This is a genomic window from Clostridioides sp. ZZV15-6597 (assembly GCF_020657815.1).
GTDB lineage: Bacteria > Bacillota > Clostridia > Peptostreptococcales > Peptostreptococcaceae > Clostridioides.
In genome coordinates this window covers 1-14264 of record NZ_JAGWCT010000105.1, presented here as the reverse complement: position 1 = coordinate 14264, position 14264 = coordinate 1, and the positions used below count along the sequence as shown (strand labels likewise).

General features: G+C 27.8%; 12 protein-coding genes and 1 pseudogene. 7 read left to right on the top strand and 6 right to left on the bottom strand.

Annotated elements, in window-relative coordinates:
* From KGF52_RS17435 to KGF52_RS17420, 4 genes and pseudogenes are all read left to right on the top strand, one after another.
* A pseudogene (locus KGF52_RS17435) lies at window positions 1-77 on the top strand (NADH peroxidase); the annotation flags it as partial.
* 100 nt (window positions 78-177) lie between these two features.
* Entirely contained in the window at window positions 178-1326 is a 1149-nt protein-coding gene (locus KGF52_RS17430; RefSeq protein WP_227841044.1) for a DUF362 domain-containing protein, read from the top strand.
* Window positions 1327-1378: 52 nt separating this feature from the next.
* The gene (locus KGF52_RS17425; RefSeq protein WP_227827381.1) at window positions 1379-2644 is read left to right on the top strand and encodes a dihydroorotase; all 1266 of its coding nucleotides are present in this window, start codon (window positions 1379-1381) and stop codon (window positions 2642-2644) included.
* A 27-nt stretch (window positions 2645-2671) separates the two neighbouring features.
* On the top strand, window positions 2672-3268 hold the full coding sequence (locus tag KGF52_RS17420) for a GNAT family N-acetyltransferase (protein ID WP_227841043.1): 597 nt from the start codon (window positions 2672-2674) through the stop codon (window positions 3266-3268).
* Window positions 3269-3429: 161 nt separating this feature from the next.
* Here KGF52_RS17420 and KGF52_RS17415 read toward each other — a convergent pair whose 3' ends face one another.
* The 5 genes from KGF52_RS17415 to KGF52_RS17395 all read right to left on the bottom strand — a co-directional run bounded on the left by KGF52_RS17415 (window position 3430) and on the right by KGF52_RS17395 (window position 8401).
* Window positions 3430-4665 carry an ABC transporter permease gene (locus KGF52_RS17415; RefSeq protein ID WP_227841042.1) on the bottom strand — a complete coding sequence of 412 codons (1236 nt, stop codon included), beginning with the start codon at window positions 4663-4665 and terminating at the stop codon, window positions 3430-3432.
* A 2-nt stretch (window positions 4666-4667) separates the two neighbouring features.
* Window positions 4668-5342 (bottom strand): ABC transporter ATP-binding protein, encoded by a 675-nt coding sequence (locus KGF52_RS17410; RefSeq protein ID WP_227827384.1) that lies wholly within the window; start codon window positions 5340-5342, stop codon window positions 4668-4670.
* Between the two features lie 7 nt (window positions 5343-5349).
* Entirely contained in the window at window positions 5350-6582 is a 1233-nt protein-coding gene (locus tag KGF52_RS17405; protein WP_227827385.1) for an efflux RND transporter periplasmic adaptor subunit, read from the bottom strand.
* A gap of 116 nt (window positions 6583-6698) precedes the next feature.
* Window positions 6699-7703, bottom strand: a complete 1005-nt coding sequence (locus tag KGF52_RS17400) for a sensor histidine kinase (RefSeq protein ID WP_227827386.1) — start codon at window positions 7701-7703, stop codon at window positions 6699-6701.
* Between the two features lie 23 nt (window positions 7704-7726).
* Window positions 7727-8401 (bottom strand): response regulator transcription factor, encoded by a 675-nt coding sequence (locus KGF52_RS17395; RefSeq protein WP_227827387.1) that lies wholly within the window; start codon window positions 8399-8401, stop codon window positions 7727-7729.
* A gap of 287 nt (window positions 8402-8688) precedes the next feature.
* On the opposite strand from KGF52_RS17395, the gene KGF52_RS17390 reads away from it, so the two are divergent.
* From KGF52_RS17390 to ggt, 3 genes are all read left to right on the top strand, one after another.
* Window positions 8689-9456 carry an ABC transporter ATP-binding protein gene (locus KGF52_RS17390; RefSeq protein WP_227841041.1) on the top strand — a complete coding sequence of 256 codons (768 nt, stop codon included), beginning with the start codon at window positions 8689-8691 and terminating at the stop codon, window positions 9454-9456.
* Window positions 9443-11374, top strand: coding sequence for an ABC transporter permease (locus tag KGF52_RS17385; protein WP_227841040.1), 1932 nt, complete (start codon window positions 9443-9445; stop codon window positions 11372-11374). Before KGF52_RS17390 ends, KGF52_RS17385 begins: the two co-directional genes overlap by 14 nt.
* Before the next feature lie 198 nt (window positions 11375-11572).
* On the top strand, window positions 11573-13186 hold the full coding sequence (ggt, locus tag KGF52_RS17380; RefSeq protein WP_227841039.1) for a gamma-glutamyltransferase: 1614 nt from the start codon (window positions 11573-11575) through the stop codon (window positions 13184-13186).
* Window positions 13187-13341: 155 nt separating this feature from the next.
* On the opposite strand, the gene KGF52_RS17375 is transcribed toward ggt, so the two are convergent.
* Window positions 13342-14193 carry a sulfurtransferase gene (locus tag KGF52_RS17375; RefSeq protein ID WP_227841038.1) on the bottom strand — a complete coding sequence of 284 codons (852 nt, stop codon included), beginning with the start codon at window positions 14191-14193 and terminating at the stop codon, window positions 13342-13344.
* Between the last annotated feature and the right edge of the window lie 71 nt (window positions 14194-14264).

The following is a 14264-nucleotide window of genomic DNA, read 5'->3' as shown; positions in this document are numbered from 1 at the left end:
TACATGAAATGTGTAAAGATGAAGCTAGACATGGTAAAGCATTCTTAGGATTATTAAATAGATATTTTGGAAAATAATAATTAAAAATATAGATTAAAAGGAGAAACTTTGGTTTCTCCTTTTTTAAATTATACAAAAAATATAAACAAATCTTTGTAATAAAAGGGTGAAGATAATATGAAATCAGTATCTGTTAGAAGTTGCAAGAATTATGAGTATGAAAATGTAAGATTTTCTATTGAAAAAATTTTAGATGACATTGGAGGACTTAACAAGTTTGTAAAAAAAGGAAGTAAAGTACTTGTAAAACCAAATCTATTGATGAAAAAAAAGCCTGAAGAAGCTACAACTACCCATCCTATGGTAGTAAGGGTTGTATGTGAAAAGCTTTTAGAATTAAATTGTGACATAGTAGTAGCAGATAGTCCTGGTGGACCATATAATCAAGGTTCTCTTAAAGGTATATATAAGACATCTGGAATTGAAGAGGTAGCAAATGATTTAGGTATCAAATTGAATTATGATGTTTCAGATGTTAAGATACATAGTGAAAAAGCACATGCTCTTAAATATATGGACATTATCAAACCAGTAATAGATGCTGATTATGTAATAAATCTTTGTAAATTAAAAACACATGTAATGGCAACTTTTACTGGTGGCACAAAAAACTTATATGGATGTATAGCTGGATTAAAAAAAGCAGAAATACATTATAGATTTCCTACAGAGGAATTATTTTGTGAAAATGTACTTTTAGATATTTGTGATTATGTAAATCCAACACTGACAATTATGGATGGAATCGTAGGGATGGAAGGGGATGGACCTTCAGCAGGAAATCCTAAAGAAATAGGTGTTTTATTAGCATCACAAAATCCATATGCTATAGATGTTGTTGCATGTAAGATTATAGGTTTGCTTCCAAACAAAGTTGCTACAATTAGAGGAGCTATTAAAAGAGAGTATATAAAAGAAGACTTTTCAGATATTGAGATTGTAGGAGAAGATATAAAGGATTTAATTATAAAAGATTATAAGGTACCAAATGTAAGTAAAGATTTAAGGCTATTTTCTGTAAAATTGCCAAAATTTTTAAATGAACCTATTTCAAAACTTATAACACCAAAGCCAGTGGTTAGATTTAAAGACTGCATAAAATGTGGAAAGTGTAAGGAAGCTTGTCCTGCAAATACCATAGAGATGGGGAATAAAGGTGCTCTTATAGATTTAAATAAATGTATAAGATGTTACTGTTGTCATGAACTTTGTCCTAAAAAGGCTATTGATGTCAAACGTAATTTTGTATTTAAGTATGTAAAATAATGTATAATATTATATGAGTCTATATAAATGTAAATTATAAAGGAGAAATAGTATGATTTTAATTAAAAATGGTAGAGTGATAGACCCTAAAAGTCAAAGAGATGAGAAAATAGATTTAATTATAAAAGAAAATAAAATCTATAAAATAGGTAATTTTGATGAAAATGATGAATTTGAAAAAATAATAGATGCTAGTGGGAATATAGTTGCACCAGGATTAGTAGATGTACATGTACATTTTAGAGACCCAGGATTTACATATAAAGAAGATATAGATAGTGGAGCTAAATCTGCAGCTAGAGGGGGATTTACAACAGTTATATGTATGGCAAATACTGACCCAATTGTAGATAATGAAGATACTTTTAATTATGTAAAGGAAAAAGCAAAAAATGCATGTATAAATGTTTTACAAGCAGCAGCCATAACGAAAGGTTTTGAAGGTAAAGAGTTAGTGGATATGGAAAATCTTAAAAAGGCTGGAGTTCCAGGATTTACTGATGACGGATTGCCTTTAATGGATAGCAGTTTAATTATGGAAGCAATGATTAAGGCAAAGGAGTTAGATGTACCACTTAGCTTTCATGAAGAAGACCCTTCCTTAGTTGGAAATCCTGGCGTAAATGCAGGAAAGATAGCTTCAGAGCTTGGTCTAAAAGGTGCATCAAATGTAGCAGAAGATGTAATGGTTGCTAGAGATTGTATGTTAGCACTAAAAACTGGTGCTAAGATTGATATACAACATATAAGTTCTGGTGTTTCTGTTGATATGGTTAGATTTGCAAAATATCTTGGAGCAAACGTAGTTGCAGAAGCTTCACCACATCACTTTACACTGACTGAGGAAGATGTGTTAGAGTTTGGAACAAATGCAAAAATGAATCCACCTTTAAGAACTAAGTGGGATAGAGATAAGATTATAGAAGGATTAAATGATGGCACTATTGAGATAATAGCAACAGACCATGCACCTCATAGTAAAGAAGAAAAAGACAGAGAATTTATAAAAGCTCCAAGTGGTATTATAGGGCTTGAAACTTCGTTGTCTCTTGGAATAACAAACTTAGTATATAAAAATCATCTTAGTATGATGCAGTTAATAGAAAAAATGTCTACAAATCCTGCAAAGCTATACAATTTAAATGTTGGTTTTATAGAAGAAGGAGCAGTAGCAGATATTGTTATATTTAATCCTGAAGAAGAATGGATAGTTGAAGATTTTGTTTCTAAAGCTGACAATTCACCATTTAAAGGTAAATCTTTATATGGTAAAGTTAATTATACTATATGCAATGGAGAAGTTGTATACAACGCTTAAGATTGTGTTTTAAGGGTGGTGAATACAGTGATTGAAAGCAAAAGATTATATATTAGACAAATGAATCATAGTGATTTTAAGGAAATAAGTAAAATGTTACAAAATTCAGAAGTAATGTATGCATGGGAACATACTTTTTCTGATGAAGAAGTTACAGAATGGATTGATAAAAATATACAGAGATATAATAATGATGGATATGGATATTTTATTGTTATAGATAAGTATATAGATGATGTAGTGGGACAAATAGGTCTTATAAAGCAGGACATAGGGTTGGGAATAGGTTATATAGTAAAAAAAGAATATTGGAATCAAGGTTATGCTACAGAAGGTGCCACTATATGCATAGATTATGCTATTAGAAACTTAAATGTGGATACTTTAGTAGCAGATATCAGACCTGAAAATATAGCATCTATAAATGTGGCAAAAAGACTAGGTATGAAGAAAATATCTGAGTATGATAAGATTTATAGAGGACAAGCAATGAAACATGATGTCTACCAATTAAAAGTAACAGGATTAACTACAAAAATTGTTGAAATAGTAGATTATAATCCAAATTGGAAGTACGAGTTTGAAAAATTAAAATCTACACTAGAAAAGACTCTAGGTAATTAGTAATTGTAAAAATAACAATAATAATTTTGAAAGTAATAATGCACTATTATATTTGATTTGAAAAAGATTAAATTCTTAATCTATCATATATAATAGTGCATTAAATATTTAAGCATATTTTAGAAAAGCAATTTAAAAATCATAACTTATTAATAGGAATACTATTTATAAATTGCCTTTATAGGGTCTAGTTTAGAGGCTTTAAAGGCTGGTATTAAACCAAATACAACTCCAGTTAATATAGTAGCTAGAATAGCATAAAGTAAGCTATTTAAGCTAGGAATTGCTTCAAATCCAATGTATTTAGAGACATAGTTAGTAGCAATAAATCCAACTATAGTTCCTAAAATTCCTCCACATACTGTTATAAAAACAGCTTCAACTAAAAATTGAAATAATATAGACCTAGGCTTTGCACCGATAGCACGTCTTATACCAATCTCTCTTTGTCTTTCCATAACTGATACATACATTATATTCATTACACCAATACCACCAACAAACATTGCAACTACAGTTATTATAGATACATATTTATTGACATTAGAATTGATACTTTCAAGATAAGCTGTTTGTTCAGTTGGGTCTGGTGTAGTATAAGAACCATTGATACCAGGGTGCATTTCATACAGTTTAGCTATAATATTGTTTGCAACTTCATTCACGTTATATCCTTTAGAACAAACTAAGTCTAACTGATAAATTTCATTGGAGTAAGAATTTTGACTCATTAGACTATCAAAAGTTTTTTTAGGTATAAGAGAAGTTACAAATTGCATATCTTGATAACCTCCCAAAAATCCTCCAGTTTGTTGTTGGTTGGAAGAATCATCCAATACTCCAATTATTTCAAATATAGTTCCATTTACATTAATACCATGGCCTAAAGCATCTTCTGGATTTTCAAAAACTTCACTTGCACTTTGCTGTGTAAGTATAATTACCTTTCTTTTTTCATCATCCAAAGAAAAATCTCTACCACAGATTAAATTTATTTTAGAATCTTTTTTTACTGGTCCAACTTCCACATAAGTCGTTTTTTTATCAAAAGATGCCTGAGAAGAATAAGTTGAATCAAGATTAAATCCATCTCTTGCAGGAGCAATTCTTTCTACTCCTTCAACAAATGATAATTCTTCTAAATCTTTTGCATTGAAAGGCTTTAAAAATATACTCATATCATCAGTAAGACCTGTGTTATCAGCTGATTCAAATGAAATAGTAGTTTTATTAGGATTAGCATTATTTACAGATTTCTTGATTTCTTTTTGAAATCCATTACCTATAGAACTAACAAGTATTACTGAAGTTATTCCTATAATAATCCAAAGTAAAGCTACAAAGACACGAAGCTTGTGCCCCTTTAAATTAGCCAAAGAATTTTTTAATAAGCCCATGATTACACCTCCGAAGTAAACACACCATCTTTAAGTCGTATGACCTTAGTTGCATACTTAGTCAAATCCTGATCATGTGTAACCATTATTATAGTCTTGCCTTGTTCATTAAGTTCTGTCAAAAGCTCCATAATTTCCCTGCTAGTTTCACTATCTAATGCTCCAGTTGGTTCATCAGCAAAGATTATTTGAGGGTCATTTGCCAAACAACGTGCAATGGCTACACGTTGTTGCTGGCCACCAGATAGTTGAAGAGGTTTTTGTTTGATTTTATCTAAAAGCCCAACAGATTTTAGTTTGCTCTTAACAATTTCTTCTCTTTCAGATTTTTTTAATATTTTATTGTAAATTAGAGGTAACTCTACATTTTGATATATATTTAAAGTTTCTATTAAATTAAATTGCTGAAAAACAAAACCAATATTGACATTTCTAAAAACAGAACGCTCATTTTCACTGAGATTAGTTACATCTGTGCCATCAAATATATATCTTCCTTCGTCAAATACATCAAGAAAACCTAAGATATTAAGTAAAGTGGTTTTACCACTACCAGATTTACCCATTATCATGACAAATTCTCCAGATTCAATTTCTAAATTTAAGGATTTTAAAACATGTAATTCATCTTTCCCTACTTTGTAATATTTTTGAATATTTTCTAATTTAATTAACATATGTAAATTAATTCACATCCATATTAACTTCTTTTAATTTTTTGTCTGGAGTAGCATCTCCATTATTATTAGAGCCAGCAGTTACACTATCACCTTGAACTGGGTCTCCTTCTTTCATTTCTTTAGTAGGGTATTTTATTACTATATCACCTTGTTCAAGACCGCCTCTAACTACAGCAAAGTCATTGTTTTTACTTGCAACATCTACAATTTGTTTTTTCAAGATTCCATCTAAGTCTTTAAATACATATGAGTGTTTTTTATCCTTAAGTACACAAGATGCTGGTATTTTAAAGCTTGAGTTAGCTACTTCAAGTGATGCTTGAAGATGGAATCCATTTGTCAACCCTTCTTGGTTATCAAATGCTATGTTTATATCATAATAAGATAAAGTACTTTGTTGAGCTCCCATCTCACTATTTGGAGTAGAGGGCTTATCAGATATAAAACTTATTCTACCAGTAAGATTTTGGTCAGTTGAGAAAACTAATATATTAACCATTTGGTCAATTTTCATCTTAGGTAAATCTTGTTCACTTGCTTGTCCCTTCATATAAAACTCTAGACCTTGAATAGTCATAAATGAAGCTGGTTGGTCTGGATTTCCAGTTTGGTCATTTAAGTATACAGTACCATCAAAAGGAGCAGTAGTTCTATCATATGCTTTTTTATCTAAAGAAGCTATCTGAGAGTTTAAAGTTGTTATTTGTGCGTTTATAGAGGCTATAGCATCTCTATTTTCATCAATATTTGCAAGTGATATCTTTTGTTTTTTATATTGGCTAAGTTGTGTTTTTAGACTATCTATTTCTGCTATTATAGTTGGATTTTTAGCAGTAAAAAGAAGGTCTCCCTGATTTACCTTTTGCCCATTTGTAACATTTACATCGCTTAACTCATAATCTCCAGAAATATTAAAGTCTTTAGTTTGCTTAGGTACAACCATACCATTTATAAATATTTTTTCGTTTTCTGGAATAGTGTATGTTTCTATGAAGTTTTCATTAGCTTGTAACTCAGTGTTTTTTGAATCGACATAAGCAAGTACCCCTAAAATTAAAAGTATGATTATCACGATTCCTGCATAGATTTTAAATCTCTTGTTTTTAAAAGGATTATTTTTAAAACCTTTGTTTTTAGTTTTGAAATTACTACTTCCAAAGCTAGTATTTTTAAAGCTATTACTCTTAAAGCTACTATTTCTAAATCTTTTATTTTTAAATTTTTTTAGAAAAGACATGTTTTCCTCCTTTGTATAAAAACTACTTATTATATACTGGGATGTACATATAGAACCATTATAAGAAGCATGTTGAATATAAGTCAAATGAAAATAAACTATCAATATATAAGATACTATAGATAATCTTTGAATGTAATAGTAATTTTTGTATATTGATTGTACTCTGAATCTACATCAATTTTATGGCTAAGTTTGTCACAAAGTTCTTTTACTAAATAAAGACCAAGCCCTGTAGATTTAGCGTTATTTCTTCCATTATTACCTGTAAATCCCTTATTGAATATTCGATTTAAATCTTCCTTTTTTATACCACAGCCAGTATCTTCCACCCTTAATTGTAAATAATTTTTGTGGGTTTTGCAATAGATAGATATATTATCTTCTATTGAGGCATATTTTAGGGAATTATTTAATAATTGCTCGAATATGAAGTAAAGCCATTTTTCGTCTGATAAAACTGTATAATTCAAATTATTTAAGTTTAAAATTATTTTTTTTGAGATAAAATATTTCGAATATTTTCTAATAATATTTCTAATAATTTTTTCAATATTTACTTCTTGAATCAAAAAATCTTTATGAAAATCTTCAAGTCTAGATAAATATAAAATCCTTTCAACAGAATTTTCAATTCTAAATATCTCTTTATCGATATCATCTGAAATTTTTTCTTCAATTAAATTTTCGTTTTGCTCAAGGATTAGTTTGATTATTGCTATAGGCATTTTTATATCATGTACCCACATACTCATAGTTTCTTTATTTTCTTCAAATTTCTTAGTATTGATATCTATTATATCATCACATTGGCTTTGATAATCTTTAATTATATCCAAATATATTTTTTCTTCATTTGTACATTTAATTAATTCTATATCATTAGTACTAACTTTGAATGTATTATTTTTAATTTTCTCTAAAAATCTATTTTTCTTAATGTAGCCAGTAAGTATATATATGAATGAAAATACTATATTTACAATTAATATGTATACAATAGTGTCTACTAAGAGAGTATCGATAGGAGAAAATATAATAACTGCTATCGTAAAAAGTAAGAAAGCAAAGTTGTATACTAAAAATTCGAGTTTATCTTTGAGAAAATCTTTAAAACTCATAAATTCACCTACTTAAAGCTATTTTAACTGATTATATAACCTAGTCCTCTTTTAGTTTCTATAAAGTCTTCCAATCCAATTTCACTTAGTTTTGAACGTATTCTGTTTACATTAACAGTGAGAGTATTATCATCTACAAACCAATCATTATCCCATAATTTTTTCATAAGTTTATTTCTACTAACTATTTTACTTTTATTCCTCATAAGTTCATGAAGAATTTTAATTTCATTTTTTGTTAGCTCAATAGTATTATCTTTATAACATATAGTTGCAGTTGATAAATCTAAAGTAACTTCATTATGAACAATTTTATTTGAATTATTATCAGCAAAATTATAAGTTCTTCTTAAAAGAGCATTTACCTTAGCTATTAAAACATCTATAGAAAATGGTTTTTGTATATAATCATCTGCACCTAGATTTACACCCATTATTACATCCATATTAGAGTTTCTTGAAGAAATAAAGATTATTGGAACTTTGGAAATTTTTCTTATCTCATTGCACCAATGAAATCCATCATAAAATGGAAGATTTATATCTAATAAAACCAATTGTGGTTTATAATGCTTAAATTCTTCTATTATGTTTTCAAGATTTTCTATTTGATAGACAATATGTCCCCATTTAGAAAGACAGTCTGCTATTTGATGCTTTAATGAAACATCATCTTCAATTACCATTATTTTGAACATTTTTACCTCCTAATCCAGAATAGTTATATTAACATAACTATATTTTACTTGATAAGTTCAAACATTTCTACCTTATAATTTAAAATAATTATATTAATATAACTATATTTTGCTTGACAAATTATATTTTAAACATAATTTCATTAAAAATGAAGAAATATAGTTAATACTTACAGAAATGTAACATTATATTAATGTAATTAAATGGTTAAAAACTACCTTAATATATATAATATATTTATAAGAATTGGAAAATGAGCAATTATGTTGAGGAGTGGTAAGTAATTATGGAAGAAATATTAATTGTTGAAAATATAAAAAAAGAGTATGGTAGAAAAGGCTCAAAATATGAAGCTTTAAGGGGAATAAGTTTTAAAGTTTCTAAAGGTGAATTTGTAGGTATTATGGGCTCATCTGGAGCTGGAAAATCAACTCTTTTAAACATTATTTCTACAATAGATTTGCCTTCATCAGGAAATGTTTATATAGAGGATAAGAATATTATTAAAATGAAACAAAATAAATTAGCTGACTTTAGACGTGATAATCTTGGATTTGTATTTCAAGATTCTAACCTTTTAGATACATTAACTATAAAAGAAAATATAATGCTACCTCTTTCTTTAAAAAATGAAAAAGTATCAGTAATAGAAAGTAGAATAAAAGAAGTTTCAAAATCACTAAATATAGAATCAATATTAGATAAATATCCTAATGAAGTCTCAGGTGGTCAAAAACAAAGAGGAGCTGTTTGTAGAGCAATAGTAACAAAACCATCATTAATACTTGCAGACGAGCCTACAGGAGCATTAGATTCTAAATCTGCAAGGGATTTATTAAATTCTCTACTAAAATTAAATAGAGATAATGATTCAACAATATTAATGGTAACGCATGATGCTATAAGTGCAAGTTTTTGTAGTAGAATACTCTTTATAAAGGATGGAATAATTTTTACAGAACTTATAAAAGGAGAAAGCACAAAAGAATTTTATAATAAAATACTAAATACAGTTTCCTTAATTGGAGGAGTTAATAAAAATGAGTTTATTTAAAATTGCTATAAAAAATGTAAAAAAGAACTTTTTAAGCTATTTTATGTACTTTGTTTCAATTGTATTTAGTGTATTTATATTCTTTAGTTTCAAATCAATAGAGTACAATGAAGCTTTAAGTTTACTTGGTAGAAGGGCTAAAATAGGCATTAATACAAGTTCAATTGTAATAGTGGTATTTGTTTTTTTATTTATATATTATTCAAATTCATTTTTTTTTAATAGACGTAGGCAAGAGATAGGTACTTATAGCTTGATTGGAATGAGAAAAAATCAGATAGGAAGAATATTTTTATATGAAACTTTTTCGATGGGAATATTTGCAATATTAATAGGGATATCTTTAGGTTTTTTATTTTCAAAGCTTATGACAATGATTCTTGTAAAATTAATGAAAGAAATTATAGGAGTAAAGATGACTTTAAGTATAAAGGCTTTAATTCAAACATTAGTAATATTTGTAGTAATATTTGTAGTAATTGGAATAAGAAATATTATAGTCATTAGCAATAAAAAAATTGTAGAGTTATTTAAGAAGTCACCAGAAAAATATACAAATAAAAGATTTATAAAGCTAAAGGGAATACTTGGAATTTTACTAATAGTATTTTCTTATTTAATGTCCAGCAGTTATTTCATTATTGAAAACATTATGTTTTCAGTTTTTATATTAATTACAATAATACCAGGTACTTTTTTATTTTTTTCATCAATAATGTCGATAATTATAGATGTTGCTAAGAAGAAAAAAAGTTTTTATTACAAGGGAAGAAATTTAATTGCATTTTCGGAACTTGGATTCAAATTGAAGAATAATAGCAGAGTATTGGCAATAATAGCGATACTAATAGCTACAAGTGTAACTATGTTAGGATTTACAATATCCCTTTATTACGATATAGATAGAAATATAAATGAAAACTACAAGTATAGTTATACTATAAATGCAGAAAATTATCTTGTAAATAAGGAAATTGACAAGTTGTTATATAAATATAAAGAAGATGATAAGATATTTTTTGATAAGACAATAGAGCTTATAAACAGAGATGTAAATTTTAAATTGTATTATAAAAAAGGAGGAGTTTATAGAGAAAACACAGTGCTTGTAGATTTTATTAAAGAAAGTGATTTTAAGAAATTAAGACAATATCAAAACAGTAATTATGAAGAATTAACTTCAGAAGAGCATGTATATTATGTTTCAGATTCATATAAGAAAATGTTTCTTAAAAATACTGGTACTCAAAAAATAGATATATATCTTAAAGAAAAAGAGAATATGAGTTTATTTACAGTTCAAAAAAATATCTTAGAACCAGAAATAAATTCACAATCAACATTTGATTTAATTGTGGTAGAAGATAATGTATTTAATAGATTAAAATCAGATGGAAAATCAAGATTATTAAGATTAATTGATATAAAAAATGAAAAAAAAGAGTTTGACATGTCTTTAAGATTAAAAAATATTGTTGATAAAAATATGAAATCAACTTATCCCTTTAATTTTACATCAAGTATCGAAAACTATAATAATTTAATTAGACTAAGTGGTCTTATGTTATTTATAGGTATATTTCTATCTGTAGTATTTCTTTTGTGTACAGGAAGTATAATTTTATTTAAACAACTATCAAATATATATGATGATAAAGAACGATATATTATGCTAAAAAAACTTGGGGCAAACAATCAAGATATTGAGAAAATAATATCAAAACAATTAAAAGTTGTATTTTTATTGCCATTAATTATAGGTACAATTCATAATTTATTTGCTATGTCAATTGCTCAAAAATTTATAACTAGGTCTTTGTTTATACCAATTATTATAACACTAGCCATTTATTATATAGGTTACTTTATATATTATTTTATAACATTAAAATACGCTCAAAATATGATAATAGATTAAGCTGTAGAGTATTTTTTACTTAATAAGAATTAAATAGATACTAAAAGTAAGATAGTTTATCTAATCAAAACAAAAAAATATTATAATAATGTAATTAAGTTTTGGAAAAAGTTTGTATTTTGTATCAGTTGTATTACTTAATGTTATATAATAAATTTAAGGAAAATATAAAATAAAAATGACAAGGAGTTGAAAATTATGAGGTTTGATGCTCATCAACATAAATATCCATCAATAAGAAATGTTATATATGCTAAAAATGGAGCAGTTGCAACTTCAACACCATTAGCTTCTCAAGCTGGGCTTGAAATACTAAAAAAAGGTGGGAATGCTGTGGATGCAGCAGTTGCAACTGCTGCTACATTATCAGTAGTTGAACCTACAAGTAATGGAATTGGAGGAGACGCATATGCTCTTGTTTGGATAGAAGAAGAAAAACGATTGTACGGACTAAATTCTAGTGGTTTTGCTCCAGAAAGAATGGAATTAAAAAATTACAAGAACATGGAAGAGATGCCAAAGTATGGATTTGGAGCAGTAACTGTACCTGGGATACCTGCAGCTTGGGCAGAATTAAATAAAAAGTATGGAAAACTTAGTCTACTAGAATGTTTATCTCCAGCAATTGAATATGCAAGAGAAGGATATGTTGTTTCTCCTAATGTATCAAAAGTATGGAAAAAGTCCTATGAACTATATGAAAAAGAATTTGTTGGAGAAGAATTTAAGTCATGGTTTGAGACATTTTCTAAAGATGGTAAAGCTCCAGAAGCTGGTGACATATTTGTATGTGAAGAGCATGCTAATACATTAGAAGAGATAGCAAATACACAAGCTGAAAGTTTTTATAGAGGTAGACTAGCAGATAAAATAGATGAGTATTCTAGAAAGTTTGATGGAGCTATAAGAAAAAGTGATTTAGCGAGTTTTTATCCAACTTGGGTAGAACCTATAAGCACAGAATATAAAGGATATAAAATATTTGAAATTCCACCAAATGGACATGGGATAACAGTCTTAATGGCATTAAATATATTAAAAGAATTGGACGTAAAAGGAGATATAGAAAATGTAGATGATATACATAAGATTATAGAAAGCTTAAAACTGGCTTTTGCAGATTCTAAAACTTATGTAACTGATATAGAACATATGAAAGTAAAGGTTCAAGAACTATTAAGTCAAGATTATGCAAAAAAGAGAAGTTTATTGATTGATAATAAAAAAGCTTTATATCCAAAAGAAGGAGAGCCATATTGTGGTGGAACTGTATATCTTTGTACCGCTGATAAAGATGGTAATATGGTTTCATATATACAGAGTAATTATATAAATTTTGGCTCTGGGATAGTAATACCAAACACTGGCATTGCGTTACATAGTAGAGGTAATAATTTTAACTTAGACCCTAAACACCATAATGTAGTAAAACCATTTAAAAAACCTTATCATACAATAATACCTGGTTTTTTAGGTAAAGATGATAAAGCAATAGGTCCATTTGGTGTAATGGGTGCTTTTATGCAACCACAGGGACATCTTCAAGTATTAACGAGTATGATAGACTTTGGTTTAAACCCTCAAGAGGCATTAGATGCTCCAAGATGGCAGTGGATAAAAGGTAAAGAGATAGAAGTTGAATCAGAGATGTCAAGACATGTGGTAGATGCCCTTATTGAAAAAGGGCATGAGATAAAAGTAATTCATGATAATGTCGATATGGGTAGGGGACAAATAATCTTCAAAACAGAGCAAGAAAGTTATGTTTGTGCAACAGAATCAAGATGTGATGGTCATGTTGCAGTTTACTAATCATGTTGCAGTTCCTTAATATTGCAAACTAAAGATATATTTAATGAATAAAGGAATCTATATGAAATGACGATAATAAAAGGCGAAAGTCTACAATGACTAACGCCTTTATAAAAAACTAAGATATCATATTCTAGTTTTACTTATTATTGACTTTATTCTTGTCCAGTTTTAACTTCATTGTCACCATAGCTAATCCAATCACTAAAGCTACCAACATAAATCTTATGAGGTATGTCAAGTTCTCTAAGTGCAAGACTGTTAACACAAGCAGATATTCCTGAACCACAAGATAAAATTATTTCATCATAATTATTTAAATCCTTAAAGAAGTCTTTTAAAAATTCCATATCTTTAAGTGAGCCATTTTCAAAATCACCTTTTATTAAATCCTTGCAAAAGTAATTTTTTGCACTAGGTATATGGCCAGCTTTTGAATATGCAGGTTCAACTAAACCTTGGTATCTTTCATTAGCACGACAATCTATAATCACAGTATCTTTGTCATATAATTTAGATTTAACGTATTCCATTGGAACAACTAAATTGTCATTTACATTAGGCTTAATTTTTTTGTCTATACAGTTTGGAATATTTATTTTTTCTTCTAATTCTCCGCCTTCTTTTACAAAAGCTGTTATTCCACCATCTAATACATAGACATTTTCAAGACCTAAGTGTTTTAATTGGAAGAATAGTCTACAAGCACCATTTAAATCTCCATCATCATAAGTTACGATTGTAGTGTCATTATCAACACCCATTTTTTCTAACTTTTCTTTTAATATAAAAGGGTCTTGTAAAGGATTTTTACCACCATGTTCTTCTGTAGGAGATGATAAATCCTTGTCTATATCCAGGATAAAGCTACCTTTTATATGTCCTTTTTTATAAGAATCAATACCATAGGTTCTATTGATAAGGTCAAATCTACAATCTATAACAACTAGATTATCATTATGTTCTAATTTAGATATAAGTTCTTTTGCAGAAATAATATTTTTCAAAAAACAAACCTCCTATTTTTAATTATTTTTATGTGTATTCATAATAATTATTAACTTTATAAATTAATATT

What these genes read in the sequence shown, in the direction of transcription:
- KGF52_RS17400 (WP_227827386.1), bottom strand. Translation starts at nt 7,703, where the DNA reads ATGAGTTTTAAAGATTTTCTCAAAGATAAACTCGAATTTTTAGTATAC.
- KGF52_RS17410 (WP_227827384.1), bottom strand. Translation starts at nt 5,342, where the DNA reads ATGTTAATTAAATTAGAAAATATTCAAAAATATTACAAAGTAGGGAAA.
- KGF52_RS17425 (WP_227827381.1), top strand. Translation starts at nt 1,379, where the DNA reads ATGATTTTAATTAAAAATGGTAGAGTGATAGACCCTAAAAGTCAAAGA.
- KGF52_RS17395 (WP_227827387.1), bottom strand. Translation starts at nt 8,401, where the DNA reads ATGTTCAAAATAATGGTAATTGAAGATGATGTTTCATTAAAGCATCAA.
- KGF52_RS17405 (WP_227827385.1), bottom strand. Translation starts at nt 6,582, where the DNA reads ATGTCTTTTCTAAAAAAATTTAAAAATAAAAGATTTAGAAATAGTAGC.
- KGF52_RS17430 (WP_227841044.1), top strand. Translation starts at nt 178, where the DNA reads ATGAAATCAGTATCTGTTAGAAGTTGCAAGAATTATGAGTATGAAAAT.
- KGF52_RS17385 (WP_227841040.1), top strand. Translation starts at nt 9,443, where the DNA reads ATGAGTTTATTTAAAATTGCTATAAAAAATGTAAAAAAGAACTTTTTA.
- KGF52_RS17415 (WP_227841042.1), bottom strand. Translation starts at nt 4,665, where the DNA reads ATGGGCTTATTAAAAAATTCTTTGGCTAATTTAAAGGGGCACAAGCTT.
- ggt (WP_227841039.1), top strand. Translation starts at nt 11,573, where the DNA reads ATGAGGTTTGATGCTCATCAACATAAATATCCATCAATAAGAAATGTT.
- KGF52_RS17390 (WP_227841041.1), top strand. Translation starts at nt 8,689, where the DNA reads ATGGAAGAAATATTAATTGTTGAAAATATAAAAAAAGAGTATGGTAGA.